Below are 25,935 nucleotides of genomic sequence, written 5' to 3' on the forward strand. Positions count from 1 at the left end.
GGGAACTCCATGGTCAGATCGACCCCTCTACCCGCTCAAGTCAAAATGGCAGTCGCGCCATCTCAGAACGAGGCGCCCCTCCCGCGAAGCGGGTTCGTGCATTAGGCGCAAAGCGGCCATTTAGGCCCGGGCGGACGTCAGTCGCCTTTGGATCATGGGCGTGAATTCGCGGGGCGGACGAGCGGCCGCTTAAGATCAAAACTCGGTCGCTCGAGGTAATTGGGTTTTGACCTCACCGATACTCGAAGATCGACCTGAAAATCCCGGGCGCTATCACCGATAGCGGATTGACCTCCAGGTTCGGCTTGTTGGCGTTGCCCTTGAGCCTGTAGGTGACGCCGATCAGGCCGCGGTCGCGGCCGTTGCCGAGCAGTGCGCCGATCAGCGGCAGTTCGCCGAAGATGCGGTTTACGCCGTAGGCCGGCATGAACGTGCCGGTCATGTCCATATTGTTGTTCTGGTCGTAGAGCGTGCCCTGGAAGGTGGTGCCGATGCGCGAGCCGCGCAGCACGCCGTTGCGCAGCTTGAGATAGCCGCTGCCCTTATCGATCTCGCTGAAACCGCGCTCGAACTTCACCCTCGACGTGTCGAGATTGCCTTTGACCGCCTCGTTGAGGCTGCGGTTGTCGCCGGCCGGCGTCGTCGACACGATCGAGGCGAGCTTCGGCTCGTTGACGATAAAGAAGTTCTTGGCGTCGACCTGGCCTTTCATCGGACCGTCGCCGGCCCCGGTGAGCGCCAGCGTGATCGAGCCGCCTTCCATATGCTCGTAGATATTGAGGAAGCGCAGTATGGCGCCGGCGTCGGCCGACTTCATGTTGAGCGTGCGCAGGCCGCCGCCGGCCGTGTTGCTGATGGTGATGGCGGCTCCCGAACTTGCCGTGGCGCTCACCTTGAGCCCGTTCACCCGGGAGCCTGCGGCGCTGTAGTCGAGCTTCAGATTCGACAGCACCTCGTCGTGGAAGCCGGTCAGGGAGCTGACGTCGGCGCTGACCGAGATCGCATCGACGCCAGTGGTCTTGGTGGCGGTGTCGACATCGGACGTGAATTGCTTGATCAGCGAGCGTGCGTCCAGCGCGCTGCCGCTGACCTCGACAGCATAGGCCTTGCCCGACCGCTTCACCGAGACGGCGACGTCGTCGCCCCTGTTCAAGGTGACCTTGCTGAACTGGGCCGAGGACAAGGCGCCCTTGACCAGCACCGCGCTGCCGTCGATGGAAAAGGTCTTGCCATCGAGTTCGAAATTGGAGAGCGTCGTGGTGTCGCCGGTCTTCGCCATGGCGAAGACGACCTTGGCGGGAATGCCGGGGCCCTTGCTCCAGCCGGCCCAGGGAATGTCCAGCCTGGCATTGGTCAGGTCGGCCGACACGTTCTGGTTGCCGGTGCCACTCTTGTCGATCGCCACCTTGATGGTTCCGGACAGCAGCGTCGACAGGCCAGGCATGGCGGTGGCGCGCGTCTTGTCGTCGAGCACCAGCGCCACTTTACGACTGCGCGGCGGGCCGCCATCCCTGAGCGGCTCGATCAGGTCGAGCTCGGCCGGAATGCCGTTGAGCAGCGCCTTCGCCGAGATCACCGCCCGGTCGGGCGCGACCGTGATCGAGCCGTCGGCATGGCTGACCGTCTGGCCCTCGAACGGCTTGCCCAGCGACAGGTCCTTGTAGTCGAGCGCCACCAGCCAATCGAGTTTGGAAGAGTCGACACCGGACTGCAGCGGAATATCGGCCTTGACGTGGCCGGTCACCGTGCCGGACAGGTCGTCCGGCAGCAGGCCGACATGGCGCATGGCGTTGATCGGGTCAAACGATGCCAGCTCGGCGATTGCCGGCGCCTCGCCGGCGACGTCGATGTCGAGCGCGCCGATCACCGGCGGATGGTTCGCCGCCTTGACGGTGAGCGTGCCGTTGCTCGCCGCCACCGTGCGGCCGCTCGGCATATAGACGCTGCCCGACGACAGCGCGACGTCGACGTCATTGCCGTGGAAGCCGACGACGCCGACGGCATCGCGGATCGGCGGAATGCGGCCGGCCGTGTCGAAGCGCGATCCTTCGACCTGGAATCGGCCGAACACTTCATCGGCGGAAAGCGGCACGCCGTTGCCGAGCCGTCCGGGCACGACCTGGAACTGCAGGCTGCCATCGACGACGCGGCCGCCGAATAGGTTCTTGAGCACCCACAGCCTGGCATTGCGCGCCGAAAACCAAGGCCATAATTGCTTGACGTGCGAGACCGGCATGTCGTGGACATTGAGCGCCACCGATATGCCCGGCGCCTGGTTGGCGACGAATGAAACCGAAGCCGTGCCCAGCACTTCGCTGCCCGGTCCGGACCGGACGCCGATCTGCTCGGCGACCAGCTTTTGGCTCGTCGGCTGGTAGACGCCGGCAATACGGGCAATGAAGCTGAGCGCCGGCTCCGGCGAATCCGAAGGCGCCAGGGTCGAACCGTCGCTGGTCAGGTCGTAACGATAGGATGGCTCCTCGCCCGCTGCGCCGGTAGCGGGCTTCGGGCCGATCGAACCGGCGAAATCGAAGGTCGAGCGGCCGGTTTTCACCAGCAAACTTTCGACCTGGATCTTGTTCGACCCGGCGACGAGCGTCGCATCGAGATCGATGTCGGCCGGAAGCAGGCCGCGCGAACCGAGATCGAGCACCGACCCGGTCAGTGACAGGGCGGCGGTCAGCCGCGAACTGTTGTCGCCGGTCCCTTCCGACCCCGCCAGCTTCAAGGCGATCGCGCCCAATTTGCCGCCTGCTGCCGCAGCTTCGGCATCCGCCGCCTGGATGCTGGCGTCCAGCGTGGTGATGCGTCGCGTCGCCGGATCGCGGGTGGCGGAAGCGGCGATGGTAAGCGCCCTGCCGTCGACATCCGCATCGGATGAAAACTCCATGCTTCCCGGTCCCGTCTGCGACACGGAGGCGTCGGCGATGGTGACCGACTTGACCGATCCGGTCTCGGGCAGTTCCAGCTCGACGTTGCGCAGATCGATCTGGCGCATCGAATCCTCGCGCACCGCATCGAGCGCGCCGTTGACGTTGGCGAAGACGGCGGCGGAAAGTTTTTCCGGATCGATGAGGCCATCCTGGTTGCGCAGCCCGGCCGTCCAGTCGCCGCCGGACGGCATCGCGGCCATGACGATGTGCGCGTCGGAAATCCGGGCGCTGGTCAGCCGTACCTCGCCCGAAAGCAGCGGGATCAGCCGGATGCCGAAGCGGACCCGGCCGGCATCGGCCATCGGTTTGCCGTCGGCGGTCTTGAGGCTGACGTCGCTGACCTGCAGCGCAATGAAGCTCGACCCGTCAAGCGTCAGCCGGGCTGGCCCGACGGCAACGTCGACATCGAAGCCGGCCAATCTCTCGATTGCCGTTTCGGCTTCCGCGCGAAGCCGCTCCGAGCCGAAGCCGGACACGCCGATCGCGTAGACGCCGGCGCCAGCCAGCAGCACAAGGGCGACAAGGCCGGCAAACAGCCGCGCCATCAAACGGACGCCGCGACCGATCGACGCCTGGCCGAGCGGCGGGACGCGGCACGCGGACGGAAAGGTTCCCAGGTCGGTGATCTCGTCACGCCTGAACCTGATCTTCTCGTGCTGCGGTAGCTCCTGATCCACGCAATCTTCCGTTGAAACGAATTCGATCGTGGACGAATCCCCGCTCGACATTATATCGATGCAGCCTGGCGCGTAACCTCAAACAAGGGCATCGGTATGGCTGACCTCGACGTGGGCGATGTTCCGCCGCAGTTCGAACTTCCGCGCGACGGCGGCGGTTCACTCAGCCTCGCCGCATTGCTGGGAAAACCCATCGTACTCTATTTCTACCCACAGGACGACACCACAAGCTGCACCAACGAGGCGATCGGCTTTTCGCAGTTGAAGCCGGAGTTCGAAAAGGCCGGCGCCGTCGTCATCGGGCTCTCGCCGGACAACGTCAAGAAACACGACAAATTCAAGGCGAAATACGATCTGAGCGTCGACCTTGTCGCCGACGAAGAGCGCAAAGTGATCGAGGCTTACCATTTGTGGGTGGAAAAGAAGCTCTACGGTCGCACCTATATGGGCGTCGAGCGGGCGACGTTCCTGATTGGCCGCGACGGACGCATCGCCAGGATCTGGCGCAACGTCCGCGTCAGGGGGCACGCCGAAGAAGTGCTGGAGGCGGTTCGCGCCCTTTGAGAGCTGCGCCAGGCCGCTGCAATTCGATACCCGTTTTGCGCGAAGACCTTGCCTGTCGTTCGATCCGGCAAAACTTTGTTAACCCTAATAATGTGTAATCAGGCTCGTCGTTGGTGTCGTAACGAAAGCTTGGTCCCGTGAACGTAGCCAGTCAGTCAGCGGTCTTCGGCAGACGCAGAGAGCCCCACACGGTCATCATCGCCCGAGGCGACCAGATAAGGCATTTCACCATACGCCCGTGGCTGGCTGCATTTTGCGGCTCGGCGCTGGCGGCGGTCGTCATCGGCTACCTGCTGGCGACCTCCTATCTGGTGCTGCGCGACGATCTGCTCGGCGCCACGACGGCGCGGCAGGCGCGCATGCAGCAGGCCTACGAAGACCGTATCTCGGCACTGCGCAGCCAGGTCGACCGCATCACCAGCCGCCAGCTACTCGATCAGCAGCTGATGGAAACCAAGGTCAGCGAGCTGCTGGAACGGCAGAGCCAGCTCAGCCTGCGTCACGGCCGTCTCGGCCCGATCCTCGAACGAGCCGAAAACGAGGTCGCAACGCCGCCCGTGCCGGCGGCAAAGCCGGACGAACATGCCGACGCGGCCGGCAGCATCCAGCCGACGGCCTATTCCGCCGCCAGCCTTGCTGCCCCCCTTGCCGCTCCTGTGGGCGTTGACGACACCAGGCCGTTCTCGCTGTGGTCGACCCGCGCCGATCCGCTGCCGAGCGAAAGCGCGGCCGACCGGGCAGACAAGCTCTTCGTTTCGATCAACAACTCGCTGAAGGTCATCGAGAGCCAGCAGCTCACCCGCATCGCCACACTTGCCGACAATGCCTACAAAAGCGCCGACGCGATCTCGCAGGCGCTCGAGGCCGCCGGCCTGCCCGTTGATAGCGAATTCGAAAAGAGCGACGTTGGTGGCCCGCTGATACCACTCGACAGCTCGTTGGTCTTCGACAGCAAGGTCAAGGAGTTGGACGAGGCTCTTGACGCGCTGGATCATCTTAAAAAGGAAGCGCGCCGGCTGCCGCTCGCCAACCCCGCCCCCGGCCGCAGCGTTACCAGCCCGTTCGGCGTGCGCACCGACCCCATCCTCGGCACGGCCGCCTTGCATTCCGGCATGGATTTCAGGGCGCCGGTCGGTATGCCGGCCAAGGTCACGGCAGCCGGCGTCGTCGTCAAGGCCGGCTGGAACGGCGGCTACGGCCGCATGATCGAGGTCGACCACGGCAACGGTTTTGTGACGCGTTACGGGCATCTCAGCGAAATCGACGTCGCCGTCGGCCAGAAGCTCGATGCCGGAGACGTCATCGGCAAGACCGGCAACAGCGGCCGCTCGACCGGCCCGCACCTGCATTACGAGGTCCGCCACAATGGCGAGGCAATCGATCCGCTGCGGTTCCTGACCGTCGGCAAGAAGGTCGAGCGGTATCTGTAGAGCCGGCGATTCATTCGGCGTGAAGCCTGTCGCGCGGCCAACCGCCCGCCAGGCAATATCAGAGATAGATCGCTTTCAGCCCTCAGCAGCAGCCATGAACGCGCCGAGCCGCCGGTTGAACGGCTCACCGGTCTGCTGAACGCTGTGCCCCGCGCCGGCGATCACGGCACGATCGGCACCAAGCACGTTTTCGAGCACGTCGCAGACGGCGTCGAATGCTGCGCTGTGCCCGCCGGATACCACCAGTTTCGGGAACGGCGCATCGGCAAGTTGCCGAAGCGGAATTTCGGCCTCCCATGGCCCGCGTTCGACGACGAGCATGGCCGCGCCCTGCGCGAGCGGGGGCGGCAGCGGGTCTGGCAATTGTATCGCCGAGCCGACCAGATGGAGGAACTGGCGCAAGAAAAGCGCGGGATCGTCGCGCGGTCCGCTTTGCCAGTGGGTCTTCAGGCGCGTCACGAGTTCATTGACGGCAACATCCCCGCGCGCAAGGTCAAAGGCCGGCGGCTCGATCACCGTGAGCGAACGGATTGCTCGCGGGCGCATCGCTGCTGCAAGAAGAGAGATGACGCCGCCATAGGAATGCCCGACCAGATGGACGCGGCTTTCGCCCCAGAGGTCATGCTTCCGATCGAGGAATCCGGCGACCAGTCCGGCGTCGACGACGAAATCCTCGCGTTCGGCAGGGGAACTTGATCCGTATCCGGGCCGGTCGACCACAACCAGCTTCCAGCGCTCCGCAAGCGGTAGCTGGGCGGACCATGTCATCATGCCGTTCGTGACGCTGCCGTGGACGAACAGCACCGGCGGCCCGTCGCCCCGCACCTCATAGCCGAGATCAATCCCGTCGAGGGTCAGCTTCGGCATCGCATCTCCTCCCGCCGACCGGCGAGAGGAAGTATGCTCCCTGCAACGGAAAGGCGCAACGAACTCCGATCCTTGGCCGGCTCACAACCGGTTCCGAAATGGGCTTCAGGGCGCTGATCGGAATGCCGGCCAAGGTCATGCCTGGCGTCCCGTCCAGCCGGTGGCGCTTCATACTGGAAAATTGCCAGAGTTGGCCCATCCGCCGGCGGGCGCGAATCCGCCGGCGTTAGAAGGCCTTGGCCACAGGCGAATTATTTTTGAATTCCATTTGACTGAATAAATATTCGATGCGAACCTCTGCTCTCTCGAGAGGGCGCCAGACATGGCATTGCGCGGGACCAATCAGGAGTTCGGGCGGCCGTATAACCGGCGCATCGTGCTCGAATCCATCCGCCTTCACGGACCGATCGCCCGCGGCGATATCGCCAGGCGGGTCGGACTCACCGTGCAGACGGTGTCAACCATCGTTCGCGAGCTGGAAGAGCACGGTTACGTGCTGTCGTTGCGCGAAGAGCCCAAGGGGCGCGGCCTGCCACCGGCAACGCTGCGCATCAATCCGGAAGGCGGCTATGCCGTCGGCATCCACGTCACCCCGCTGGGCATCAATGCCGCCCTGATCAACCTAAGCGGCGATGTTATCGAGAGCACCTACCGCGAAGCCCCAAATGCAACGCCCGATCACGCTTTCGAGCTGATCGGCGCCATGGTGCTCGAATTGACGGCATTGCGGCCCGGTGGCCGCGTTCTCGGCATTGGCATGGCGCTGCCCGGACCGTTCGGCGTGGAGTCCATGAGCTTTGTCGGGCCGACCACCATGACCGGCTGGAAGGATGTGGCGCTGCGCGAGCGGCTGGCCGCCTCGACCGGACTGCCGGCCTTTTTCGAAACCGATATGGCGGCGGCTGCCATCGGCGAGCGCCTCTACGGCCTCGGAACGGCATATTCCGAGTATTACTATCTTTATTTCGGCGTCGGTCTCGGCGGCGTCATGGTGCATGACGGGGCGGCATTGCGCGGCGCCTGGGGAAACGCCGGTGAAATCGGCCACATTCCCGCGGTGCCGGGCGGCGAGCCCTGCCCGTGCGGCAATCGCGGCTGCCTCGAACGGTATCTCTCGCTCGAGGCGCTGCGGCGCCGCAACATCGCCGACGCCGAGTGGGTGAGCGAGATTGCGCCGATCTTCCGCAACGCCGTCACCATCATCGAAAACCTGTTCGATCCCGAAACCATCATCCTCGGCGGGCTGGCGTCCACCGAGCTGCTCGAAAGGCTTGCCGGCGCGGCCGCGCACCTGCCCAATTCGGTCTCAGCGCGAAGCGATCGCACGACGCCCCGCGTCAGCGTCGCGCGCGGCGGCCAGCATGCGGTGTTGCGCGGCGCCGCCGCGCTTGCCGTCTCCGGGGTGCTTTCGCCGCGCTTCGGCCAGATCTTCACCGCCGAGCGCGAACGCGGGCGAGATCTCTTGCATAACAAGGGGATCGCGGCATGAGCGAACCGCTGCTGGTGCTCGACAACGTAGCCAAGAATTACGGCGCCATCGAAGCGCTGAAAGGCATCAGCTTTTCGATCGACAAGGGCGAAGTGGTGGCGCTTCTGGGCGACAACGGCGCCGGCAAATCGACGCTGGTCAAGATCATTGCCGGCGGCCTCGAGCCGACCTCCGGCCGCATGCTGTTCGAAGGCAAGGAATTCCTAGCCAAATCTCCCGCCGAGGCCAAGGCCGCGGGGATCGAGACGGTCTACCAGGACCTGTCGCTTTGCACCAATGTCGACGTGGTCGCCAATTTCTTCATGGGCCGCGAGATCACCAGGAAGGTTCTCGGCATTCCGGTGCTCGACGAGCGCGCTATGGAGCAGGTGGTGCAAAAGGCGCTGGCCAGCGCCGGCACCCGCATTCCCTCGCTTCGCACCAATGTCGAGCATCTTTCCGGCGGCCAGCGGCAGGCCATCGAGCTCAACCGGTTCGTGCATTTTGGCGGCAAGCTGGTGCTTCTCGACGAGCCGTTCGCAGCGCTCGGCGTCGAGCAGACGCGGCGCGGCCTCGACATGATCCGCCAGGTGGCGAGCCAGGGCATCGGCGTCGTCATCATCACCCATATCATGCAACAGGCCTTCCAGGTCGCCGACCGGATCGTGGTGATCCGGCAAGGCGTCGTGGCGGGCGACGTCGCACGCAACAAAACAAGTCCCGACGCGGTGATCAACATGATCACCGGAGAGACGCTCGCCGGTGCCGGACCGGCGAGCTGAGGGACAAATGAGGGGTCCGGCGCAAGAGGAGCGAACGACATGAAGAAAATACTTCTTTCCGTCTTCGGTATCCTGGCACTGGCCTTTGCCACGCTCACGCCGGCATTCGCCCAGTCCAAGGGCACCGTCTACTACATGGTGCCGACATTGCTCGATGAATTCCAGACCGGCTCGGTGAGCGCGCTGGAACTGTTCCTGAAGCAGGTCGGCTACGAGATGAAGACGTTGAACGCCGACAACAAGACCGACGCTCAGCAATCGCAGATGAACGACGTCATCGCGCTGAAGCCGGCGGCGATCATCCTTGCCGCCGTCGATTTCAATGCGCTGAAACCGTCGATCGAGGCGGCCCGTGCCGCCGGCATCCCGGTCGTCGAGTTCGACCGCCAGATAACCTCGACCCCGTCAGACTTCACCTCGGTGGCCGGAACCGTCGAGATCGGCTACGTCGCCGCCGACCAGGCACAAAAGCTCCTGACCGCGAAGAACGGCTCGGTGAAGGGCAAGATCCTGCAGGTGCTCGGCGATCCGGGCGATCCCTACACGCTCGACATCCAGAAGGGTTTCGAGGAGAAAATGAAGGCGTTCCCGGACGTCAAGATCATCTCGCTGCCGGCCATGCAATGGGAGGCCAGCAACGCCGGCACCATCGTCGCCGACCAGATGCTCGCCAACCCCGACATCGACCTGATCTTCAGCCATGCCGCGCATCTTTCGGTCGCTGCCGTCGCCTCGCTCGAGGCCGCCGGCAAGAAGCCGGGCGACGTCATGCTGATGAGCTCGAACGGCGCTCCGGTCGGCCTCGACCTGATCCGCAAGGGCTGGCTCAACGTCGAAGTCGAGCAGCCGCTCTACGCCCAGGCCGCGGCGGTCGCGATGTTCATGGACAAGGTGGTCAACAAGCAGGAGATCAAGCCCGGCGAATATGATGTGCTTGGCCTGAAATCAACCCTGACCAAGGAAGCGTGGGGACCGAACATCAAGATCCCCGGCGCTGCGATCACCAAGGAAAATGTCGATAACCCGGCCTTCTGGGGCAACATGAAGCCGCCGACCGAAACCATAAAGCCGGTCGAATAGCGAACTCGCCAGAAGCTCCGGGCCATGCCGGCCCGGAGCCCAGCCCTGCAGCCCCGGTGCGTTCGAACGGACGCGCACGGGAATGCTGCAGCAATTTTCAACCCCGCCTGATCTTTCCGAAGAACCGAGTGGTTTTTTGGGCTGACGCGCCAACCGGATCCGCAGATGAACCCCCGCACGCGCCAAACCCTCGAGTTCATCCTCGACAATCTTGTCTGGTTCATGCTGGTCTTCGTGCTGGTGGTCTTTTCCATCCTTATCCCGAACTATTTTCAGCTCGGCATCTTCGCCAACATCATCGAGGCGTCGAGCGTGCTCGGCGTAATGTCGATCGGCCTGGCGCTGGTCATCATCGCCGGCCATATGGACCTGTCGGTCGAATCGGTCGCGGCGCTCAGCGCCATGGCGGTCGGCATCCTGTTCTGCTCGTCGGGCATCGGCCTTGGCATCCAGTTGCAGCCGCAATGGCTGATGGTTCCGGTTTCGCTGCTCATCGCGCTTGCCGTCGGCGGCCTCATCGGAGCCTTCAACGGCGTCCTCGTGGTCAAGGTGAAGATGAGCGCCTTCATCATCACGCTGGCGTCCTACATCTGGGTGCGCGGCCTGGTGCTGGTTATTTCCGGTGGCCGCTCGGCACAGGACCTGGCGCCGGCAATCCGCTGGTTCGCCATCCAGCGCCTGGGTGGCCTGCCGCTGACTGCCTGGATCGCCATTGCGTGCTTCGTGGTGTTCTCGCTGATCATGGCCAAGACGCCCTTCGGCCGGCACCTGGTCATGATCGGCGGCAACGAGACGGCGACCTTTCGCGCCGGCATCCGCGTCAACCGCAACCTGGTCATAGCCTTCGTTCTCGCCGGCGCCATCGCCGGCCTTGCCGGTTGGCTGCTGGCGATCCGTACCTCCGGCGCGACAGCTAATCTCGGCGTCGGCCTGTTGTTCAATGCCTTCGCCGCGGTCGTCATCGGCGGCGTCAGTCTGAAGGGCGGCGTCGGCACCTTGCCCGGCGTCTATGCCGGCGTGCTGCTGCTCTCGGCCATCAACACGGCGATCAATTTGATGGGCCTGCCGGCCAACTTCACCCAGGTGATCCATGGCCTGCTGGTGCTTGCCGCCGTGCTGCTCGATGCGTTCAAGCAGACGATACGCCAGAGGCTGGCATGACCGGCCGTCTGGAAGACAAAGTCGCGCTGATCGTCGGCAGCGCACGTGGCATCGGCAAGGGCATCGCACAGCGTTTTGCCGAAGAGGGCGCGAAGCTGGTCCTGGCCGACACCGAGGCCGAGGCGGGGCAAGCGACCGCGAACGAACTCGGCGCCGCCTTCATCCGCACCGACATCTCGCAGATGGCCGATGCGCAAGCCGCCGTGGCGCTGGCCCTCGACCGTCACGGCCGGCTCGACATCATGGTGCAGAATGCCGGCATCTATCCCTGGCAATTGCTGGAAAACACCAGTCCCGACGACTGGGACCGGGTCATGGCGGTGAACTTGCGCGGCAGCTTCATCGCTGCTCGCGCCGCACTGGTGCCAATGAAGGCACAGCATTTTGGCCGCATGCTGTTCACCTCCTCGATCACCGGCCCGCATGTCACCAGCCCCGGCCACGGCCATTATTCAGCGACCAAGGCCGGCATCAATGGGCTGATCCGTTCGGCTGCGCTCGAATTCTCGGGCTACGGCGTTACGGTCAACGGCGTCGAGCCCGGCAACATCCTCACCGAAGGCATAGAGCAGCATCGCGGTGCGGCCTTCATCAAGAACATGGAAGACGCCATTCCGCTCGGCCGGCTCGGCAGCCCGCGCGACGTGGCCAACGCCTTCCTGTTCCTGGCCTCGGACGACGCCAGCTACATCACGGGCACGACCATCATCGTCGACGGCGGGCAGCTTTTGCCCGAGGGCAAGGATTTCCGGCTGCTGCCGCCATGATCCTCGATTTCGGCGGCGGTTTCTTCCTGCGCCGGGCGACCACCGCCGATCATGCAGCGCTTGCGATGATCTGTCTCAAGACCGGCGATGCCGGCAAGGATGCCAGCGGCCGCGAGGACGACCCGGACCTGCTCGGCCTCCTCTACACTATTCCCTACCAGGTGCTCGAACCCGAGCTGGCCTTCATTATCGATAGTCCCGCAGGTGCGGCCGGCTACCTGCTTGGCGCGGCCGATACGGGCGCTTTCAATGCCAGCCTGGCATCAGACTGGTATCCCGACCTTCAGCGGCGCGTGGCAGACCCCGGACCCGACAGCTCGCGCTGGCGCGGCAGCGACTGGGCGCGGCATCGGGTCCATCGTCCCGATTTCGCTGTTCCGCCTGCGCTGACCGCCTATCCGTCGCATGGCCATATCGACCTGTTGCCGCAAGCGCGCGGGAAAGGCATCGGCCGGCGCGCGATGGCCTTCCTCGAGCAGGGGCTTGCCGCGAGCGGCTCGACCGGCATCCACCTCGAAGTCATGCCGGAGAACGATGGTGCGCTAAGGTTCTACAAGGCGATTGGATTTGAGGTGGTGCAGGACCCTGATTCATCGAAGTGTTGTGTTTATGTGGCGAAACGGATTGCTCACGCTCCGGCGATTGCAGACTGATCTGCGACAAGCCAATCGCCCAAGTTGCAAAGAACCGGGAGGCCTATGGAAGTACAATGCTGCCGTTCTGCAGCAGCCAGTTGCCCCGCGTGAACATCTTTGCCGCGGGAACGAAACCTTCGTCGCGTGCTCCACCGCAAACACGAAAGTCACCAGCATCAACACGGTGCGGGGCTAATTCGAGTGTTGGCGGAGCGTCTACTAGTGCAGTATGGGCGGCAGGGGAACATCCGCGACCGTTCCCCCGGCCACAATCGAGAGCACATAAAGCAGATAAATGGCTAATACCAACAGGGCGAGGAATGAACCGCTGGCAAAGACTCCTGCAACCGCGGCGTCGGGATAAGCTTCGACTTGTTCTTTCTTGAAGGTGTCTTCTTCGTTACGGGTTGTCTTCACAACCCGATCGCCTGGAAGCCGGTTTTTTTCAGCTTCCTTCGATATCTTATCCGCGAGATCTCCTGCGATCACGGGATCGTCCGGAAGATGACTCGCAAGCCATCCAGGAATATTTTCGCTCCCGCCCATGCCCATACGCAATTGAGATACTGCAAGTTGTAGCTTTCGGCAATCGTTTCCCTCATGAGAGGCAAGCAGATCAGACTTAAGTCCCTGCGGAAAGACAGTTTGAATCAGACCAAAGTCCGAGTAGCACAGTGGTCGGATGCGTCTCACCTGGCGATCAGCTTGAGCGGTGTAGCCCAAACTGAACACATCGAGGAAAATGGTGGGCGATGACGGGCTCGAACCGCCGACATCTTCGGTGTAAACGAAGCGCTCTACCAACTGAGCTAATCGCCCGCTCCGGGCCGGACCTTTAAGCAGTTAGGACCGGCTTCGCAAGGCCAAATGAGCGGCCAGTGGCTTGGCCGGGAGCCGGTTTCGGCAACAAAGTTCGGCTTGTCAAAAAACCTTCTGCTGTTTGCTGTTATGCTGTCCGGGTCCGCTTGACACCCGGTGGCTTACCCCTTATCCACCGCCCCAACGACGAACACGGCTGACACGTGCTCGTCCATGCGCGGGTGTAGCTCAGTTGGTTAGAGTGCCGGCCTGTCACGCCGGAGGTCGCGGGTTCGAGCCCCGTCACTCGCGCCATTTCTCCTTTGGGGTCACGTCCCCTGGTGTCGGAGAAATGTCGACGTTGATTTGTCAAAAACCGTCGTCGTTCATGATGTAATCCATACGGTCTCACCTCTTGGCGAGCAGCGCCTCGACTTCCTGCAGCGTCGGCATGGACGGCGCGGTGCCTGGGCGCGTCACCGAGATGCCGGCGACGGCGCAGGCGAAGCGCACCGCTTCCAGAGGTTCGATCCCCCTCGACAGCGCGGCAGCCAGGCCGCCGTTGAAGGCGTCGCCCGCGCCTGTGGTCTCGACAACCGGGCCGGCGGCGACCGCTGCGACATGCTCGGAACGATCGGCCGTGTGCAGCAGCGCACCGTTTTCGCCAAGCGTCACGATGACTGCCCCAACGCCCTTCTCAAGCAGGCTGTCGGCGGCACGGCGGGCGTCGTCGATCGAGGACACCTTGATGCCGGTCAGTTCCTCGGCCTCGGTTTCGTTCGGCGTGACATAGTCGCAAAGCGTGTAGATGCGGTCCGGAAGCCTGGCCGCGGGCGCCGGGTTGAGGATGGTGGTCACCCCTGCCCCGCGCGCGATCTCCAGCGCCCGCAGCGCCGCCTCGATCGGCTGTTCGAGCTGGGTGACGAAAACGCCGGCCGCGCGGATCAGGCCGGCATTTGCCTCGATATCGGCGGGCGAGATCAGCATCGCCGCACCCGGACTGACGATGATCGCGTTGTTGCCGCTCGTCTCCTCGATGAAGATATAGGCGGCACCGGTGTAGCTTTCCGGTGTGTCGATGACGGCGCTCTTCACGCCGGCGTGCGACCAGGTCTGTCTCGCCATATCGGCAAAGGGGTCGACGCCGAGGCGGGTAAGGAAGGTGACGTCGGCGCCGAGCCGGCCGGCCGCCACCGCCTGGTTCGAGCCCTTGCCGCCGGGGCCGAGCGTGAAGGACGTGCCCAGGATCGTCTCGCCCATGCGCGGCTGGCGGGCGGCGCGGTAGGCCGTATCGGCGACGAAGACGCCCAATATGACAACCGGCTTCATGACGATCGGATTCGCCGGCATCCCGCTACTCCGCATCCGGTGGCACGACGCCCTTGCGGAACGCAAAACAGCCATAGAAGCGGCGCTCGCCGGTCTGGATGACGCAATAGGCCTTCTTGGCGCGTTCGTAGAAGGCGTAGCGCTCGACCGAGATCATCGGCCAGGCCTTGCCCTCGGCGGCATCGATCTCTTTTTGCACTTCCTTCTGCACGGCGGGAATGTCGTCCGGCTTGCCGACGATCTCCATGCGCGCGGCGGCATCGTCGACGAAGGTGTCCAGCGGATAGAGCGACAGTACCGCCTTGACCACGTCGGCCGCCGACGCATCGATGCGCAGCAGCCGGCCAAGCACGGTCTGGCGCGCCACCGAATCGGACGGGAAATTGGTGTCGGCGATAATCAGATCGTCACCGTGGCCCATCGCCCGCAGCGCCTGCAGCACATCGGCATTGAGCAGCGGATTGATTCCTTTGAGCATGGCATTCCTCGCGAAGTTTGCTGGGGCGAAATCAGAGACGCTTGCCGGTCTCTGCGTCGAAGAGATGCACCTGGTCGAGCCGCGGTTTCAGGTGCAGTGTGTCGCCCGGCTTGAAGTCGTGGCGCTCACGGAACAGCGCCACCATCTCGCCCTCGCCGAAGCGCAGGAACACCAAAGTCTCGGAACCGGTCGGCTCGACCACCGAAATCTTCGCCGGAACACCATCTGGATGGATTTCGAGATGCTCGGGCCGCACGCCGTAGACGACATTACGGCCATCCTCGACGGCACTGGTCGCCGCAATCGGGAACGGCGTCCCGGCGATCTCGACGACAGGCTTGTCGCCCTTGCGCACGACGCCCTTGAGCAGGTTCATCGAGGGTGAGCCGATGAAGCCGGCGACAAACAGGTTGGCCGGCCGGTCGAATAATTCCAGCGGCGCGCCGACCTGTTCGATGCGACCGTCGCGCATCACCACGATCTTGTCGGCCATGGTCATCGCCTCGATCTGGTCGTGGGTGACGTAGATGGTGGTGGTCTTCAGCCGCTGGTGCAGTTCCTTGATCTCGGTGCGCATCTGGACACGCAGCTTGGCGTCGAGATTGGAGAGCGGCTCGTCGAAGAGGAACACCTGCGGGTTGCGCACGATGGCGCGGCCCATGGCGACGCGCTGGCGCTGCCCGCCAGAGAGCTGGCGCGGATAGCGCTTGAGGTAGGGATTGAGGTCGAGGATGTCGGCGGCGCGCTTGACCCGCTCAGTGACCACCGCCGGGTCGGTTTTGCGCAGCTTGAGAGCAAAGGCCATGTTCTGCTCGACCGTCTTGTGCGGATAGAGCGCGTAGTTCTGGAACACCATGGCGATGTCGCGCTTGGCCGGCGGCAGATGGTTGACGATGCGCTCGCCGATGGCGATGGTGCCGCCGGAGACCGTTTCCAGCCCGGCCACCATCCTCAGCAGCGTGGACTTGCCGCAGCCGGAAGGCCCGACCAGCACCACGAACTGCCCGTCGGCGATGTCGACGCTGACATCGTGCAGAACCTTGACGGTTCCGAACGCCTTGGCCACATTGCGGATCGCGACTTGAGCCATCATTCCCCCTTCAGTTGCCGTGAAGCTAAACAACGCAAACGGCTAGGGCAAGTCAGTCTCTTATAGATAAAAAACCCATTCACGTTGACACCGCACTTCGTTGTGCGAATAGTGACAGTGTCCGGCTTATGACCCTGTTCCGGGCGCACCGGTACGCTTGTCCGGCACTGAATGCCAAGCGTCGCGGGAGGGAGAATTCGGGCCGCTATTTACGGGAGTCGCTGTCGTTGGGGAACATAATCGGCGCTCCACCATCTGAACCAATTCACAATTGACCTTCTGGGAGGAACGAAATGAAAGTCAGCCTTTATAACCAACTTGTCCGCGCCGGGGCCACCCGCCGCGACGTGCTGAAGGGAGCGGCCAGCATGGCCGCCCTCGCGGCGGCCTCAAGCGCCGGACTTGGTGCGCTGACGCGCACGGCTGCGGCCGCCGACGACCTGCGCGCGCAGATCCTGCAGATTCCGGGTGTCGGCAAGGGTCAGCCGACCGATGCCGATTTCCAGCAGGTCGGCGAGCTTTGCCTTGGCGCCACCAAGGCCAATGTCAAGGAAGGCGAATTCGCCGGTGTCGAACTCACCTTCATGGGCCTCAACAACCAGAACCTGCACAATGTGCTGTTTCGCGGCTTCCTGAAGCCGTGGGAGACCTATACCGGCGCCAAGATCAACTGGATCGACCTGGCGCAGGCTGACTACAACGCCCGCCTGCAGCAGTCGATCGCGACCGGCACCGTCGATTTCGACATCATCGAAATGGGGGCACCGTTCGAAGGCGACGTCTGCGGCAAGGGTCTCACCTCCGAGATGCCGGACTGGGTCAAGGACCAGATCGACATGAAGGATGTCGTGGCCTATCTGCAGCCGCCGGTGGGCACATGGGACGGCAAGCAATATCGCGTGACCGTTGACGGCGACGCACATAATTTCAACTACCGCACCGACGTGTTTGCCGATGCCGACCTCGCCAAGGCCTGGAAGGACGGCGGCGGAGAAGGCGAATGGGGCGTGCCGAAGACCTGGCAGCAGGTGCAGGCGGTGACGAAGTTCCTCAAGGGCAAGCAGGTGAAAGGCCAGGACGTCTTTGGCTATCTCGATGCGCCCAAGCCCTGGGGCGGTTTCGGCTTTTATTTCCTCGGCAGCCGCGCCAGCGCCTACGCCAAGCATCCCGATGACAAGGCCTGGCTGTTTGATGCCGACACGATGAAGCCGCGCGTTAACAATCCGGCATGGGTGCGGGCGATCCAGGACGTCATCGATGCCCTGCCCTCCGAACCTGCCGACCAGATCAACGCCGACCCGAACACCACCGCCTTCCAGCAATTCCTGGCAGGCACCGGTTCGATGGTTACCTGGTGGGGCGACGTCGGTTCGAACGTCAAGACCAACGATTCCTCGGTCGTCGGCGACATCACCGGCTTCTCGATCCTGCCGGGCTCGGACGATGTCTACAACTCCAAGACCGGCCAGTGGGACAAGCTCGCCAGCGGCCCGAACCATGCGCCGAACTGCGCCTATCTCGGCTGGGGCGTTTACGTCATGGCCCGCGTCGACAGCGACGAAAAGAAGAAGAAGGCGGCATGGTCTGCCGCTGCCCACCTCGGCGGCAAGGACCTGTCGCTCTGGTGCGCGGCCTATCCGTCGGGTTTCCAGCCCTATCGCAACTCGCATTTCAACATTCCGGAATGGGTGGCGGCGGGCTACGACGAGGCGTTCATCACCTCGTATCTGAAGTCGGAAGCCGACAGCTACAACCATCCAAACGCGGCGATCGAGCCGCGCATCCCCGGCATCTTCCAGTACTACAGCGCCGCCGAGGACATTTTGGCCAACACCTTTGCCGGCAAGATGAAGGCGCAGGAAGGCGCCGACGCCATCGCAGCCGCCTGGGAGAAGCTGACCGACCAGATCGGCCGCGACAAACAGGTCAAGCTCTACAAGGCATCGCTCGGCATGTAGGCTGAGATCGTGAAACCTCGTCCGGCGGCGCACAGCCGCCGGACATCCGCTTTACCGGCCCGGCCTCGATCGGCTCGGCCGGTCATCGAGCCTCCTGTGAACAGGCAAGACGCGTGGCTGACCGGACCCTGGCTGACCAGACTTTGTCGACAAGTGAATGGCCGGCAGGCGCCGTGCCATCCGACCTGATTCCGCGGAGCCGCAAACGGCTTGGCTGGGCGCTGATGGCTGCTGCGACGCTCGGCCTTCTGGCGGTGATCGCGCTGCAAATCCTCTACAAGAGCGAGGTCGACACTATCGGCTTCGACACCTGGCGGCCGGTGGTCTACGCCTACGTGCTGTGGGGTGTCGCGCTCGGCATCGGCCAGGTGCTGACGCGCGGCGAGGACGGCCAGCGCGCTCTGTTCCTGCTGCCGGCGCTGCTGTTTACCATTGCCATGGTGATCTTCCCGACGCTGTTCGGCTTCTACATCGCGCTGACCGACTGGAACCTCAGTTCCTTCAGCGGACGGCAGTTCAATGGGCTCGACAATTTCTGGCAGATGCTGAACGACGCCTATTATCGCAATGCGCTGTTCAACATGGTGCTCTACGTGCTGGCGGTGTTCGTCGAATATGTCATCGCCTTCGGCCTGGCGCTGCTGCTCAACGCGCAGATTAGGGCACGAAAATTCTTCCGCGTCGTGTTTCTCATGCCGCTGATGCTGTCGCCGGTGGCGGTGTCGTGGATGATCGGCAAGTCGCTGATGGAATACCGCTTCGGGCCCGCCGCGACGCTGGCGCGCCACCTCGGCTGGGAAAACCCGGCCTTCTTCTCCAACCCGATCACCGCCCGCATCTCGATCATGGTGCTCGACGCGTGGACGTTCATCCCGTTCATGATGATCATGCTGCTCGCCGGCCTGCAGGCGATGTCGCGCGAGGTGCTCGAGGCAGCGCGTGTCGATGGCGCCACCGCCTGGCAGACCTTCTGGCAGGTCACCTTCCCGCTGATGCTGCCGGTGTCGGTGACAGCGGTCATCCTGCGCATCATCTTCAAGCTGAAGCTCGCCGATATCATCATCACCGTCACCTCCGGCGGGCCGGGCGGCGCGACCGATTCGGTGTCCAGTTTCATCTACCGCGAATATCGCGACCGTTCGAACGTCGGCTACGGCACGATGCTGGCGATGGCCTATTTGATCATCATCATCGTGTTCGTGACCTGGCTGCTGAAGTTCGCCAGCCGCTTCGTGCGCAACGTCAACTGATCGGGCCGGCAAGATGAGCGTTCAGACCACCGACTATGCCGCTTCCGAAATCCGCTCGCCGGCGAGCTTCGTCGCCAACCGCGTCTTCATCTACGGCGCGCTCATCTTCTGGGCTTTCATCTGCCTGTTCCCGATCTATTGGACGATAACCACTTCGTTCAAGACCGCGGTCGACGTCACCCAGGGCCATCTGATCCCGTTCGTCGACTTCCGGCCCGACTGGAAAGGCTGGCGTTCGCTCGGCCTGTCGCCGGACTCGATCTTTCGGACGTCGACGGTCCGCGACGAATTCATCAAGCGCTTCATGAATTCGGTCATCACTTCGGTCGGCGCGTCGAGCCTCGCCATCGTCATCGGCAGCCTCGCCGCCTACGGGCTGACCCGCTATCGTTACAAGTTCGCCTGGTTCAGGAACGAGGATATTTCCTTCTTCTTCCTGTCTCAGCTGATCCTGCCGCCGGTGGTTTTGGCCTTGCCCTTCCTCGTGCTTTACCGGGAGGTCGGCCTGCTCGACACACGCGTCGGGCTGATCCTGCTCTATACGCTGATGGTGCTGCCGATCGTCATCTGGATCATGCGCGACCAGTTCAACTCCATCCCGGTGGAGCTGGAGGAGGCAGCACTCGTCGACGGCCTGTCGATCTGGGGCGCCTTCTTGCGCATCGTCATGCCGATCGCGCTGCCGGGCATGGTCGCCGCCTTCATCCTGGCGATGGTGCTGTGCTGGAACGAGTATTTCTTCGCCGCGCTTTTGACCTCGACCGACGCAAAGACCATCCCTGTCATGGTGGCGAGCCAGACCGGCTCACAAGGCATCAACTGGTGGTCAATGGCGGCGCTTGCCACCGCCGCCATCACACCGCTCGCCGTCATCGGCATCGCGCTCGAGCGTTACCTGATCATGGGCATGACAGCGGGCGCGGTGAAATAACTGCGCCGGCTCTCCCTTCTCCCCTTGTTGCGGGAGAAGGGAAAAGCGCGCTAACCCGAAAGTGTTGCCCGCAAATGCTCGAGGATCATGGCAACCCCTTTTTGCCCCAATTCCGCCGAAGCTTCGGGCGCACTTGCCGTGTACCAGCCGGTGTTGTCGGCGAAGCGGCCGGCATCCACCGCCTCCGGGCACAGCGCCAGCATCAGCGACGTCTCGCCGATGCCGGCATGGTCGAACGGGTACTGGCTGTGCATTGAGGCCGGCATCAACGGATGCACCTGCACCCAGTTGAAGAAATTGCTGCCCTCGGCGTGTTCGGCATAATAGTCAGCCATCGCCGCAGAGCCCCACCAGCCTTCGCCACGTTCTTTCTCCAGGAAGCGGAAGATCGCCTGCCGGCCGGCGGCCTTGAAGGCGAGATCGGTTGGCATGCCGGCGGCAAAATTTTCGGTCTGGTGGTGAATGATGGCGTGGATGTTGCGGAAGCCGATGCGCAGCAGGCTATAGAACAGTTCTTCCGCAAATGGCGCCAGCACATTGCCGCCGACCTGCAGCGAACCACTGCCCTCCGGTGCTGCAACGGCATAGCTCGCCGCGCCGTAATAGAAGGGCGGCAGAATGACGATTTCGGCTTCTTTTTCGAACAGTTCCAGGCTCTTGACCACCGCCAGCGTGTCCATGCCGACGGCCATGTGCTCGCCGTGATATTCAAGCACACCCAGCGGCAACACGACCGGCCGGTTTTCGGCGATCACCTTGCGTATCTGATGCGGCAGCATCAATTCGTAGCGCATGACACCTACTCCATATTGGTGTGGCGGGCGCGCATCGCTTCCGCCGAGACGCCGGTCAGGTCCCTGAGCTTCAGCACCATCACTTCGAAGAGGACGAACAGCGCGCCTTCGAACACCGAGCCCATCGGCAGGACGGATGTCTTTTCGGGACCCTGGTCGTCGGCCATGGTCTGAGCCGGGATAAGCAATGTGAAGTCGGCCAGCTTTGCGGCAGTGCTGTCGGCTTGCGCGGTGAGCAGCAGGACGGTGGCACCGACCTCGCGCGCGACCTGCATCAAGGTCAGCACCGTCGACGTCTCACCCGGGCCGGAACTGGCGAGGAAGACATCGCCCGCGCCCAGCGGCGGCGTGGTCATGTCGCCGACGACCGACACCGGCAGACCGAGATGATAGAGCCGCATGGCAAAACCCTTGACCTGCAGCGCCTCGCGGCCGCAGCCATAGGTGACGATCTTTTTCGCACCGGCCAAGATGGCGCAAGCGGCGTCGATGCGGCTTGCGTCGATACGCTCCAGCACGGTGCCAAGCTCGTTCAGCGCAATCCCAAACAGGTTTTCGCCGGCGTCCGTCATGACATTTGCACCAGCTTGCCGGTGCCGGAGAACCATTTGAATATCTCAGTCACCTTTGCCCCGAACGGCTTGTTTTCATTCATGCTATCACCGCGAAAATCGGTGTCCAACGACACGCAGTGCTTTTGATGCGCTACAGCCGTGATAGTGTCACGGCAAATCCAAATGAGGAAACGGCAGCATATGAAGACACGGCATTTCGACCGCATCGGTAATGGCGGCATCAATTTCACCGAGCTCGGCTTCGGCACCGCGCCGCTCGGCAATCTTTACCGCGCCGTCTCCGATGAGGATGCCAATGCTACGCTGGAGGCGGCATGGCGGGTCGGCTGCCGCTACTACGACACCGCGCCGCTCTATGGGCTGGGCCTAGCCGAAACGCGGCTCAATCCGTTCCTGCGTTCGAAGAAGCGCGACGACTACGTGCTGTCCAGCAAAGTCGGGCGCATAATGCGCGCCTGCCCGCCGGAACAGCGCACCGGCATCGGCAAATTCTTCGACACGCCGTCGCGCCGAGAGGTCTACGATTACAGCTATGACGGCGTCATGCGCTCCTTCGAAGCCTCGCTGGAACGGCTCGGCGTCGACCGCATCGACATCCTCTTCGTGCACGATGTCGACATCTTCACCCATGGCAGCAAGGAAGCCTCGGACCAGCGCATCCAGGAATTCATGAGCTCCGGCTACTACGGATTGCTGGCATTGCGCGACCAGGGCGTGATCAAGGCTTTCGGCGGCGGCATCAACGAGTGGCAGGTTGCCCAGACGCTGGCCGAGCGCGGCGATTTCGATCTGTTCCTGCTTGCCGGGCGTTACACGCTGCTGGAGCAGGAAGCGCTGCAGTCTTTCCTGCCGCTATGCCAGCAACGCGGCATCGGCATCGTTCTCGGCGGGCCTTACAATTCCGGCATCCTGGCAACCGGGCCGAACCCCGGCGCCTACTACAATTATTCGGAGGCGCCGCAGGACATCATCGACCGCGTCACCCGCATCGAGGCCGTCTGCAAACGCCACGGCGTGCGCCTGATCGAGGCGGCGCTGCAGTTCCCGCTGCTGCATCCTTCCGTCGTCTCGGTAATCCCCGGCGGCCAGCGGCCGGGCGAAGTCGAAAGCAATCGCTCCCTGCTCGACGCAAAGCTGCCATCGGCGCTGTGGACCGATCTCAAGAAAGAAGGCTTGATGCGCACGGACGCGCCGACGGCATAGCGCCGCCTTTTCCAACAGAAAAGAAAAACCGGATATGCCGGCTTTTCTTTTCTCTGAAAGACTTAAGGAGGCGCCTAGTTGACCGCGTCCTTGAGGCCCTTGCCGGCCGAGAACTTCGGCACGGTGCGCGCCGGGATCTTCACTTCCGCACCGGTCTGCGGATTGCGGCCGGTCGACGCGGCGCGTTTTGACACGGTGAAATTTCCGAAGCCGACAAGCCGGACATCGCCGCCCTTTTTCAGTTCGCCGGTGATCACGGAAAACACCGCATCAACCGCCGACTGCGCGTCACCCTTCGAAATACTCGCGGCATCGGCGACAGCGGACACCAGTTCGTTCTTGTTCATAAAAATTCCCTTCCATGAGAAAACCGGAACACTCGACTCATCCGGCAGGAAACGGACTTTAGAAAGAAGCGCTCCGGCAACCAAGTCGAAAAGCGCCAGGAAAGTCGAAAAAAGCCCGGAAATCCGCGGTTCTTCACATGAAAAAGCCGGGCTCAAGGCCCGGCTCTCTCTTTGTGCATTGCAACTTTAGCAAGCACTAATGCGCCAGCGATTTACCAGCCTCGTCTCCGACATCGACCACGGCCGGCGCATTGACGGGTTCGACCCACTGGATCGGTTCCGGCATGCGCACCAGCGCATGGCGCAACACTTCGCCAACCCGTGAGACCGGAATGATCTCCATGCCGCTCTTCACGTTCTCCGGAATCTCCGCCAGATCCTTGGCGTTCTCTTCCGGGATCAGCACCTTCTTGATGCCGCCGCGGAGTGCGGCAAGCAGCTTTTCCTTAAGGCCGCCGATCGGCAGCACCCTGCCGCGCAGCGTGATCTCGCCGGTCATCGCCACATCGGCCCTGACCGGGATACCGGTCAGCACCGAGACGATCGCCGTCGCCATCGCCACGCCAGCCGACGGTCCGTCCTTCGGGGTTGCACCCTCTGGCACGTGGACGTGGATATCGCGCTTGTCGAACAGCGGCGGCTCGACGCCGAAATCGATGGCCCGCGAGCGGACGTAAGAGGCCGCCGCCGAGATCGATTCCTTCATCACATCGCGCAGATTGCCGGTCACGGTCATGCGGCCTTTGCCGGGCATCATGACGCCTTCCACCGTCAACAGCTCGCCGCCGACTTCCGTCCAGGCGAGCCCAGTGACCACGCCGACCTGATCGTCGCTCTCGACCTGGCCGAAGCGGAAGCGCGGAACACCAAGGTAATCGGCAAGATTGTCCGCCGTGATGTTGATCGTCTTCTTCTTCGTCTTCAGGATCTCGGTCACCGCCTTGCGCCCGAGCTTCATCAGCTCGCGCTCCAGGCTCCTGACGCCCGCTTCACGGGTGTAGGTCTGGATGATGCCGCGGATCGCGTCCTCGCCGACGGAGAACTCCTTCGGTTGCAACGCGTGGTCGCGGATCACCTTGGGCATCAGGTGACGCTTGGCGATCTCGATCTTCTCGTCCTCGGTGTAGCCGGCGATACGGATGATCTCCATGCGGTCCATCAAGGGCGCAGGGATGTTCAGCGTGTTCGCCGTCGTCACGAACATCACGCTCGACAGGTCGTATTCGACCTCGAGGTAATGGTCCATGAACGTCGAGTTCTGCTCGGGATCGAGCACCTCGAGCAAAGCCGATGACGGATCGCCGCGGAAATCCTGGCCCATCTTGTCGATCTCGTCGAGCAGGAAGAGCGGGTTGGATTTCTTCGCCTTCTTCATCGACTGGATGACCTTGCCGGGCATCGAGCCGATGTAGGTGCGGCGGTGACCACGGATCTCGGCCTCGTCGCGCACGCCGCCCAGCGCCATGCGGATGAACTCACGGCCGGTCGCCTTGGCGATCGACTTGCCGAGCGAGGTCTTGCCCACGCCGGGAGGTCCGACGAGGCACAGGATCGGCCCCTTCAGCTTCTTCTGGCGGCTCTGCACAGCGAGATATTCGACGATGCGGTCCTTGACCTTGTCGAGGCCGAAATGATCGGTATCGAGCACATTCTGGGCAAAGGCCAGGTCCTGCTTGACCTTGGAGTTCCTGCCCCACGGGATCGACAGCAGCCAGTCGAGATAGTTGCGCACGACGGTCGATTCAGCCGACATCGGCGACATCGTCCGCAGCTTCTTCAGCTCGGCTTCCGCCTTTTCGCGGGCCTCCTTGGAGAGCTTGGTCTTCTTGATGCGCGCCTCGATCTCGGCGGCCTCGTCGCGGCCGTCCTCGCCCTCGCCGAGCTCCTTCTGGATCGCCTTCATCTGCTCGTTGAGGTAGTATTCGCGCTGCGTCTTCTCCATCTGGCGCTTGACGCGCGAGCGGATGCGCTTCTCCACCTGGAGCACCGAGATTTCGGCTTCCATGAAGCCCATCGCCTTTTCCAGCCGTTCCTTGACGGACAGCGTGGCGAGCATCTCCTGCTTCTCGGGGATCTTGATGGCAAGGTGCGAAGCGACCGTGTCGGCGAGCTTGGAATAGTCGTCGATCTGGCTGGCAGCACCCACCACTTCGGGCGAGATCTTCTTGTTCAGCTTGACGTAGTTCTCGAAGTCGGTGACCACGGAACGTGCCAGCGCCTCGACTTCGACCTCTTCCTCCTCCGGTTCGACCAGCGCCGCAGCACGGGCCTCGTGGAAGTCGGGACGGTCGGTGAACGCGACGATTTTCGCGCGCGAGGCACCTTCGACCAGCACCTTCACGGTGCCGTCCGGCAGTTTCAGCAATTGCAGCACATTGGCGAGCGTGCCGATGTCAAAGATGGCATCGGGCTCCGGATCGTCGTCGGCGGCATTCATCTGGGTCGCGAGCAGGATCTGCTTTTCCTGACCCATCACTTCTTCCAGCGCCTTGATCGACTTTTCGCGCCCGACGAAGAGCGGAACGATCATGTGCGGGAACACCACGATGTCGCGCAGTGGGAGGACTGCGAAGACGCCGTCGCTGGGAGCCTTGGATAATTTGGCCATTGTCCAACCTTTCATGTCGCGGCCGCCAATCGGCCAACCGCGAATCTCATATTAACGACCGGGGATCGTTCCGCCTACCACCGTTTGTGACGGGAGTTTTACAGCACAGAATTCGGCACCACGGCCTTCCGCCTTTAGTTGGAGGCCCGGGGGGTAAAGATCAAGGGTCAACACGGTCCGTCCCTCCAATCCGCAGCCACTACGCGGCGC

22 protein-coding genes and 2 tRNA genes are annotated in these 25,935 nt (G+C 63.1%); 13 read left to right on the plus strand and 11 right to left on the minus strand.

The annotated features are described in order from the left end of the window. Positions 1–232: 232 nt before the first annotated feature. The gene (locus NKJ15_RS22145; RefSeq protein ID WP_352817588.1) at positions 233–3,610 is read right to left on the minus strand and encodes a hypothetical protein; all 3,378 of its coding nucleotides are present in this window, start codon (positions 3,608–3,610) and stop codon (positions 233–235) included. Positions 3,611–3,706: 96 nt separating this feature from the next. On the opposite strand from NKJ15_RS22145, the gene NKJ15_RS22150 reads away from it, so the two are divergent. Both NKJ15_RS22150 and NKJ15_RS22155 read left to right on the plus strand, forming a co-directional pair. Further along, positions 3,707–4,174, plus strand: coding sequence for a peroxiredoxin (locus tag NKJ15_RS22150; protein WP_352501560.1), 468 nt, complete (start codon positions 3,707–3,709; stop codon positions 4,172–4,174). 137 nt (positions 4,175–4,311) lie between these two features. Then, complete coding sequence (locus NKJ15_RS22155; protein ID WP_352817591.1) at positions 4,312–5,604, plus strand: M23 family metallopeptidase; 1,293 nt, start codon at positions 4,312–4,314, stop codon at positions 5,602–5,604. Between the two features lie 75 nt (positions 5,605–5,679). Here the strand turns inward: NKJ15_RS22155 and NKJ15_RS22160 are convergent, their stop codons facing one another. After that, entirely contained in the window at positions 5,680–6,471 is a 792-nt protein-coding gene (locus tag NKJ15_RS22160) for an alpha/beta fold hydrolase (protein ID WP_352817594.1), read from the minus strand. 322 nt (positions 6,472–6,793) lie between these two features. On the opposite strand from NKJ15_RS22160, the gene NKJ15_RS22165 reads away from it, so the two are divergent. From NKJ15_RS22165 to NKJ15_RS22190, 6 genes are all read left to right on the plus strand, one after another. Beyond that, on the plus strand, positions 6,794–7,960 hold the full coding sequence (locus NKJ15_RS22165) for an ROK family transcriptional regulator (RefSeq protein ID WP_352471948.1): 1,167 nt from the start codon (positions 6,794–6,796) through the stop codon (positions 7,958–7,960). Then, a complete protein-coding gene (locus NKJ15_RS22170; RefSeq protein WP_292663106.1) occupies positions 7,957–8,721 on the plus strand; it encodes an ATP-binding cassette domain-containing protein in 765 nt (254 codons plus the stop codon). Before NKJ15_RS22165 ends, NKJ15_RS22170 begins: the two co-directional genes overlap by 4 nt. Positions 8,722–8,760: 39 nt before the next feature. Beyond that, complete coding sequence (locus NKJ15_RS22175; RefSeq protein ID WP_352471951.1) at positions 8,761–9,801, plus strand: sugar ABC transporter substrate-binding protein; 1,041 nt, start codon at positions 8,761–8,763, stop codon at positions 9,799–9,801. 165 nt (positions 9,802–9,966) lie between these two features. After that, positions 9,967–10,962 (plus strand): ABC transporter permease, encoded by a 996-nt coding sequence (locus NKJ15_RS22180; RefSeq protein WP_352471952.1) that lies wholly within the window; start codon positions 9,967–9,969, stop codon positions 10,960–10,962. Further along, positions 10,959–11,729, plus strand: a complete 771-nt coding sequence (locus tag NKJ15_RS22185; protein WP_352817597.1) for an SDR family oxidoreductase — start codon at positions 10,959–10,961, stop codon at positions 11,727–11,729. Before NKJ15_RS22180 ends, NKJ15_RS22185 begins: the two co-directional genes overlap by 4 nt. Next, positions 11,726–12,382: a GNAT family N-acetyltransferase gene (locus tag NKJ15_RS22190; protein ID WP_352817599.1), complete on the plus strand. Its 657-nt coding sequence runs from the start codon at positions 11,726–11,728 to the stop codon at positions 12,380–12,382. Before NKJ15_RS22185 ends, NKJ15_RS22190 begins: the two co-directional genes overlap by 4 nt. 201 nt (positions 12,383–12,583) lie before the next feature. Here NKJ15_RS22190 and NKJ15_RS22195 read toward each other — a convergent pair whose 3' ends face one another. Next, positions 12,584–13,087 (minus strand): hypothetical protein, encoded by a 504-nt coding sequence (locus tag NKJ15_RS22195; RefSeq protein WP_352471956.1) that lies wholly within the window; start codon positions 13,085–13,087, stop codon positions 12,584–12,586. Between the two features lie 20 nt (positions 13,088–13,107). Beyond that, positions 13,108–13,183 (minus strand) — tRNA-Val (locus NKJ15_RS22200). 217 nt (positions 13,184–13,400) lie between these two features. On the opposite strand from NKJ15_RS22200, the gene NKJ15_RS22205 reads away from it, so the two are divergent. Continuing rightward, positions 13,401–13,477: transfer RNA gene (locus NKJ15_RS22205), tRNA-Asp, on the plus strand. 93 nt (positions 13,478–13,570) lie between these two features. Here the strand turns inward: NKJ15_RS22205 and rbsK are convergent. The 3 genes from rbsK to NKJ15_RS22220 are packed head-to-tail and all read right to left on the minus strand — an operon-like array spanning position 13,571 to position 16,059. Further along, positions 13,571–14,512, minus strand: a complete 942-nt coding sequence (gene rbsK, locus NKJ15_RS22210; protein WP_352501556.1) for a ribokinase — start codon at positions 14,510–14,512, stop codon at positions 13,571–13,573. 4 nt (positions 14,513–14,516) lie between these two features. After that, positions 14,517–14,969: an RbsD/FucU family protein gene (locus tag NKJ15_RS22215; RefSeq protein ID WP_352471958.1), complete on the minus strand. Its 453-nt coding sequence runs from the start codon at positions 14,967–14,969 to the stop codon at positions 14,517–14,519. 31 nt (positions 14,970–15,000) lie between these two features. Beyond that, a complete protein-coding gene (locus NKJ15_RS22220; protein ID WP_352449436.1) occupies positions 15,001–16,059 on the minus strand; it encodes an ABC transporter ATP-binding protein in 1,059 nt (352 codons plus the stop codon). Positions 16,060–16,352: 293 nt separating this feature from the next. On the opposite strand from NKJ15_RS22220, the gene NKJ15_RS22225 reads away from it, so the two are divergent. The 3 genes from NKJ15_RS22225 to NKJ15_RS22235 all read left to right on the plus strand — a co-directional run bounded on the left by NKJ15_RS22225 (position 16,353) and on the right by NKJ15_RS22235 (position 20,198). Continuing rightward, positions 16,353–18,017, plus strand: a complete 1,665-nt coding sequence (locus NKJ15_RS22225) for an ABC transporter substrate-binding protein (RefSeq protein ID WP_023674663.1) — start codon at positions 16,353–16,355, stop codon at positions 18,015–18,017. A gap of 128 nt (positions 18,018–18,145) precedes the next feature. Next, on the plus strand, positions 18,146–19,267 hold the full coding sequence (locus NKJ15_RS22230; RefSeq protein ID WP_352456633.1) for a carbohydrate ABC transporter permease: 1,122 nt from the start codon (positions 18,146–18,148) through the stop codon (positions 19,265–19,267). Between the two features lie 13 nt (positions 19,268–19,280). Further along, the gene (locus NKJ15_RS22235; RefSeq protein ID WP_352614125.1) at positions 19,281–20,198 is read left to right on the plus strand and encodes a carbohydrate ABC transporter permease; all 918 of its coding nucleotides are present in this window, start codon (positions 19,281–19,283) and stop codon (positions 20,196–20,198) included. Between the two features lie 50 nt (positions 20,199–20,248). Here the strand turns inward: NKJ15_RS22235 and NKJ15_RS22240 are convergent, their stop codons facing one another. Next, a complete protein-coding gene (locus NKJ15_RS22240) occupies positions 20,249–20,992 on the minus strand; it encodes a creatininase family protein (protein WP_352817604.1) in 744 nt (247 codons plus the stop codon). A gap of 5 nt (positions 20,993–20,997) precedes the next feature. Further along, the gene (gene hxlB / locus NKJ15_RS22245; protein WP_352817605.1) at positions 20,998–21,564 is read right to left on the minus strand and encodes a 6-phospho-3-hexuloisomerase; all 567 of its coding nucleotides are present in this window, start codon (positions 21,562–21,564) and stop codon (positions 20,998–21,000) included. Positions 21,565–21,747: 183 nt separating this feature from the next. On the opposite strand from hxlB, the gene NKJ15_RS22250 reads away from it, so the two are divergent. After that, on the plus strand, positions 21,748–22,770 hold the full coding sequence (locus NKJ15_RS22250) for an aldo/keto reductase (protein WP_352817608.1): 1,023 nt from the start codon (positions 21,748–21,750) through the stop codon (positions 22,768–22,770). Between the two features lie 74 nt (positions 22,771–22,844). Here the strand turns inward: NKJ15_RS22250 and NKJ15_RS22255 are convergent, their stop codons facing one another. Both NKJ15_RS22255 and lon read right to left on the minus strand, forming a co-directional pair. After that, positions 22,845–23,117, minus strand: coding sequence for an HU family DNA-binding protein (locus tag NKJ15_RS22255; RefSeq protein WP_006201846.1), 273 nt, complete (start codon positions 23,115–23,117; stop codon positions 22,845–22,847). A 196-nt stretch (positions 23,118–23,313) separates the two neighbouring features. Then, positions 23,314–25,725, minus strand: coding sequence for an endopeptidase La (gene lon, locus NKJ15_RS22260; protein ID WP_352501552.1), 2,412 nt, complete (start codon positions 25,723–25,725; stop codon positions 23,314–23,316). Between the last annotated feature and the right edge of the window lie 210 nt (positions 25,726–25,935).

This window comes from Mesorhizobium sp. M0207 (genome assembly GCF_040321995.1).
GTDB lineage: Bacteria > Pseudomonadota > Alphaproteobacteria > Rhizobiales > Rhizobiaceae > Mesorhizobium.

Coding starts and splice junctions, on each gene's coding strand:
- NKJ15_RS22150 (WP_352501560.1), top strand. CDS start 3,707: ATGGCTGACCTCGACGTGGGCGATGTTCCGCCGCAGTTCGAACTTCCG.
- NKJ15_RS22160 (WP_352817594.1), bottom strand. CDS start 6,471: ATGCCGAAGCTGACCCTCGACGGGATTGATCTCGGCTATGAGGTGCGG.
- NKJ15_RS22165 (WP_352471948.1), top strand. CDS start 6,794: ATGGCATTGCGCGGGACCAATCAGGAGTTCGGGCGGCCGTATAACCGG.
- NKJ15_RS22170 (WP_292663106.1), top strand. CDS start 7,957: ATGAGCGAACCGCTGCTGGTGCTCGACAACGTAGCCAAGAATTACGGC.
- NKJ15_RS22175 (WP_352471951.1), top strand. CDS start 8,761: ATGAAGAAAATACTTCTTTCCGTCTTCGGTATCCTGGCACTGGCCTTT.
- NKJ15_RS22180 (WP_352471952.1), top strand. CDS start 9,967: ATGAACCCCCGCACGCGCCAAACCCTCGAGTTCATCCTCGACAATCTT.
- NKJ15_RS22185 (WP_352817597.1), top strand. CDS start 10,959: ATGACCGGCCGTCTGGAAGACAAAGTCGCGCTGATCGTCGGCAGCGCA.
- NKJ15_RS22190 (WP_352817599.1), top strand. CDS start 11,726: ATGATCCTCGATTTCGGCGGCGGTTTCTTCCTGCGCCGGGCGACCACC.
- rbsK (WP_352501556.1), bottom strand. CDS start 14,512: ATGCCGGCGAATCCGATCGTCATGAAGCCGGTTGTCATATTGGGCGTC.
- NKJ15_RS22215 (WP_352471958.1), bottom strand. CDS start 14,969: ATGCTCAAAGGAATCAATCCGCTGCTCAATGCCGATGTGCTGCAGGCG.
- NKJ15_RS22220 (WP_352449436.1), bottom strand. CDS start 16,059: ATGGCTCAAGTCGCGATCCGCAATGTGGCCAAGGCGTTCGGAACCGTC.
- NKJ15_RS22225 (WP_023674663.1), top strand. CDS start 16,353: ATGAAAGTCAGCCTTTATAACCAACTTGTCCGCGCCGGGGCCACCCGC.
- NKJ15_RS22235 (WP_352614125.1), top strand. CDS start 19,281: ATGAGCGTTCAGACCACCGACTATGCCGCTTCCGAAATCCGCTCGCCG.
- NKJ15_RS22240 (WP_352817604.1), bottom strand. CDS start 20,992: ATGCGCTACGAATTGATGCTGCCGCATCAGATACGCAAGGTGATCGCC.
- hxlB (WP_352817605.1), bottom strand. CDS start 21,564: ATGACGGACGCCGGCGAAAACCTGTTTGGGATTGCGCTGAACGAGCTT.
- NKJ15_RS22250 (WP_352817608.1), top strand. CDS start 21,748: ATGAAGACACGGCATTTCGACCGCATCGGTAATGGCGGCATCAATTTC.
- NKJ15_RS22255 (WP_006201846.1), bottom strand. CDS start 23,117: ATGAACAAGAACGAACTGGTGTCCGCTGTCGCCGATGCCGCGAGTATT.
- lon (WP_352501552.1), bottom strand. CDS start 25,725: ATGGCCAAATTATCCAAGGCTCCCAGCGACGGCGTCTTCGCAGTCCTC.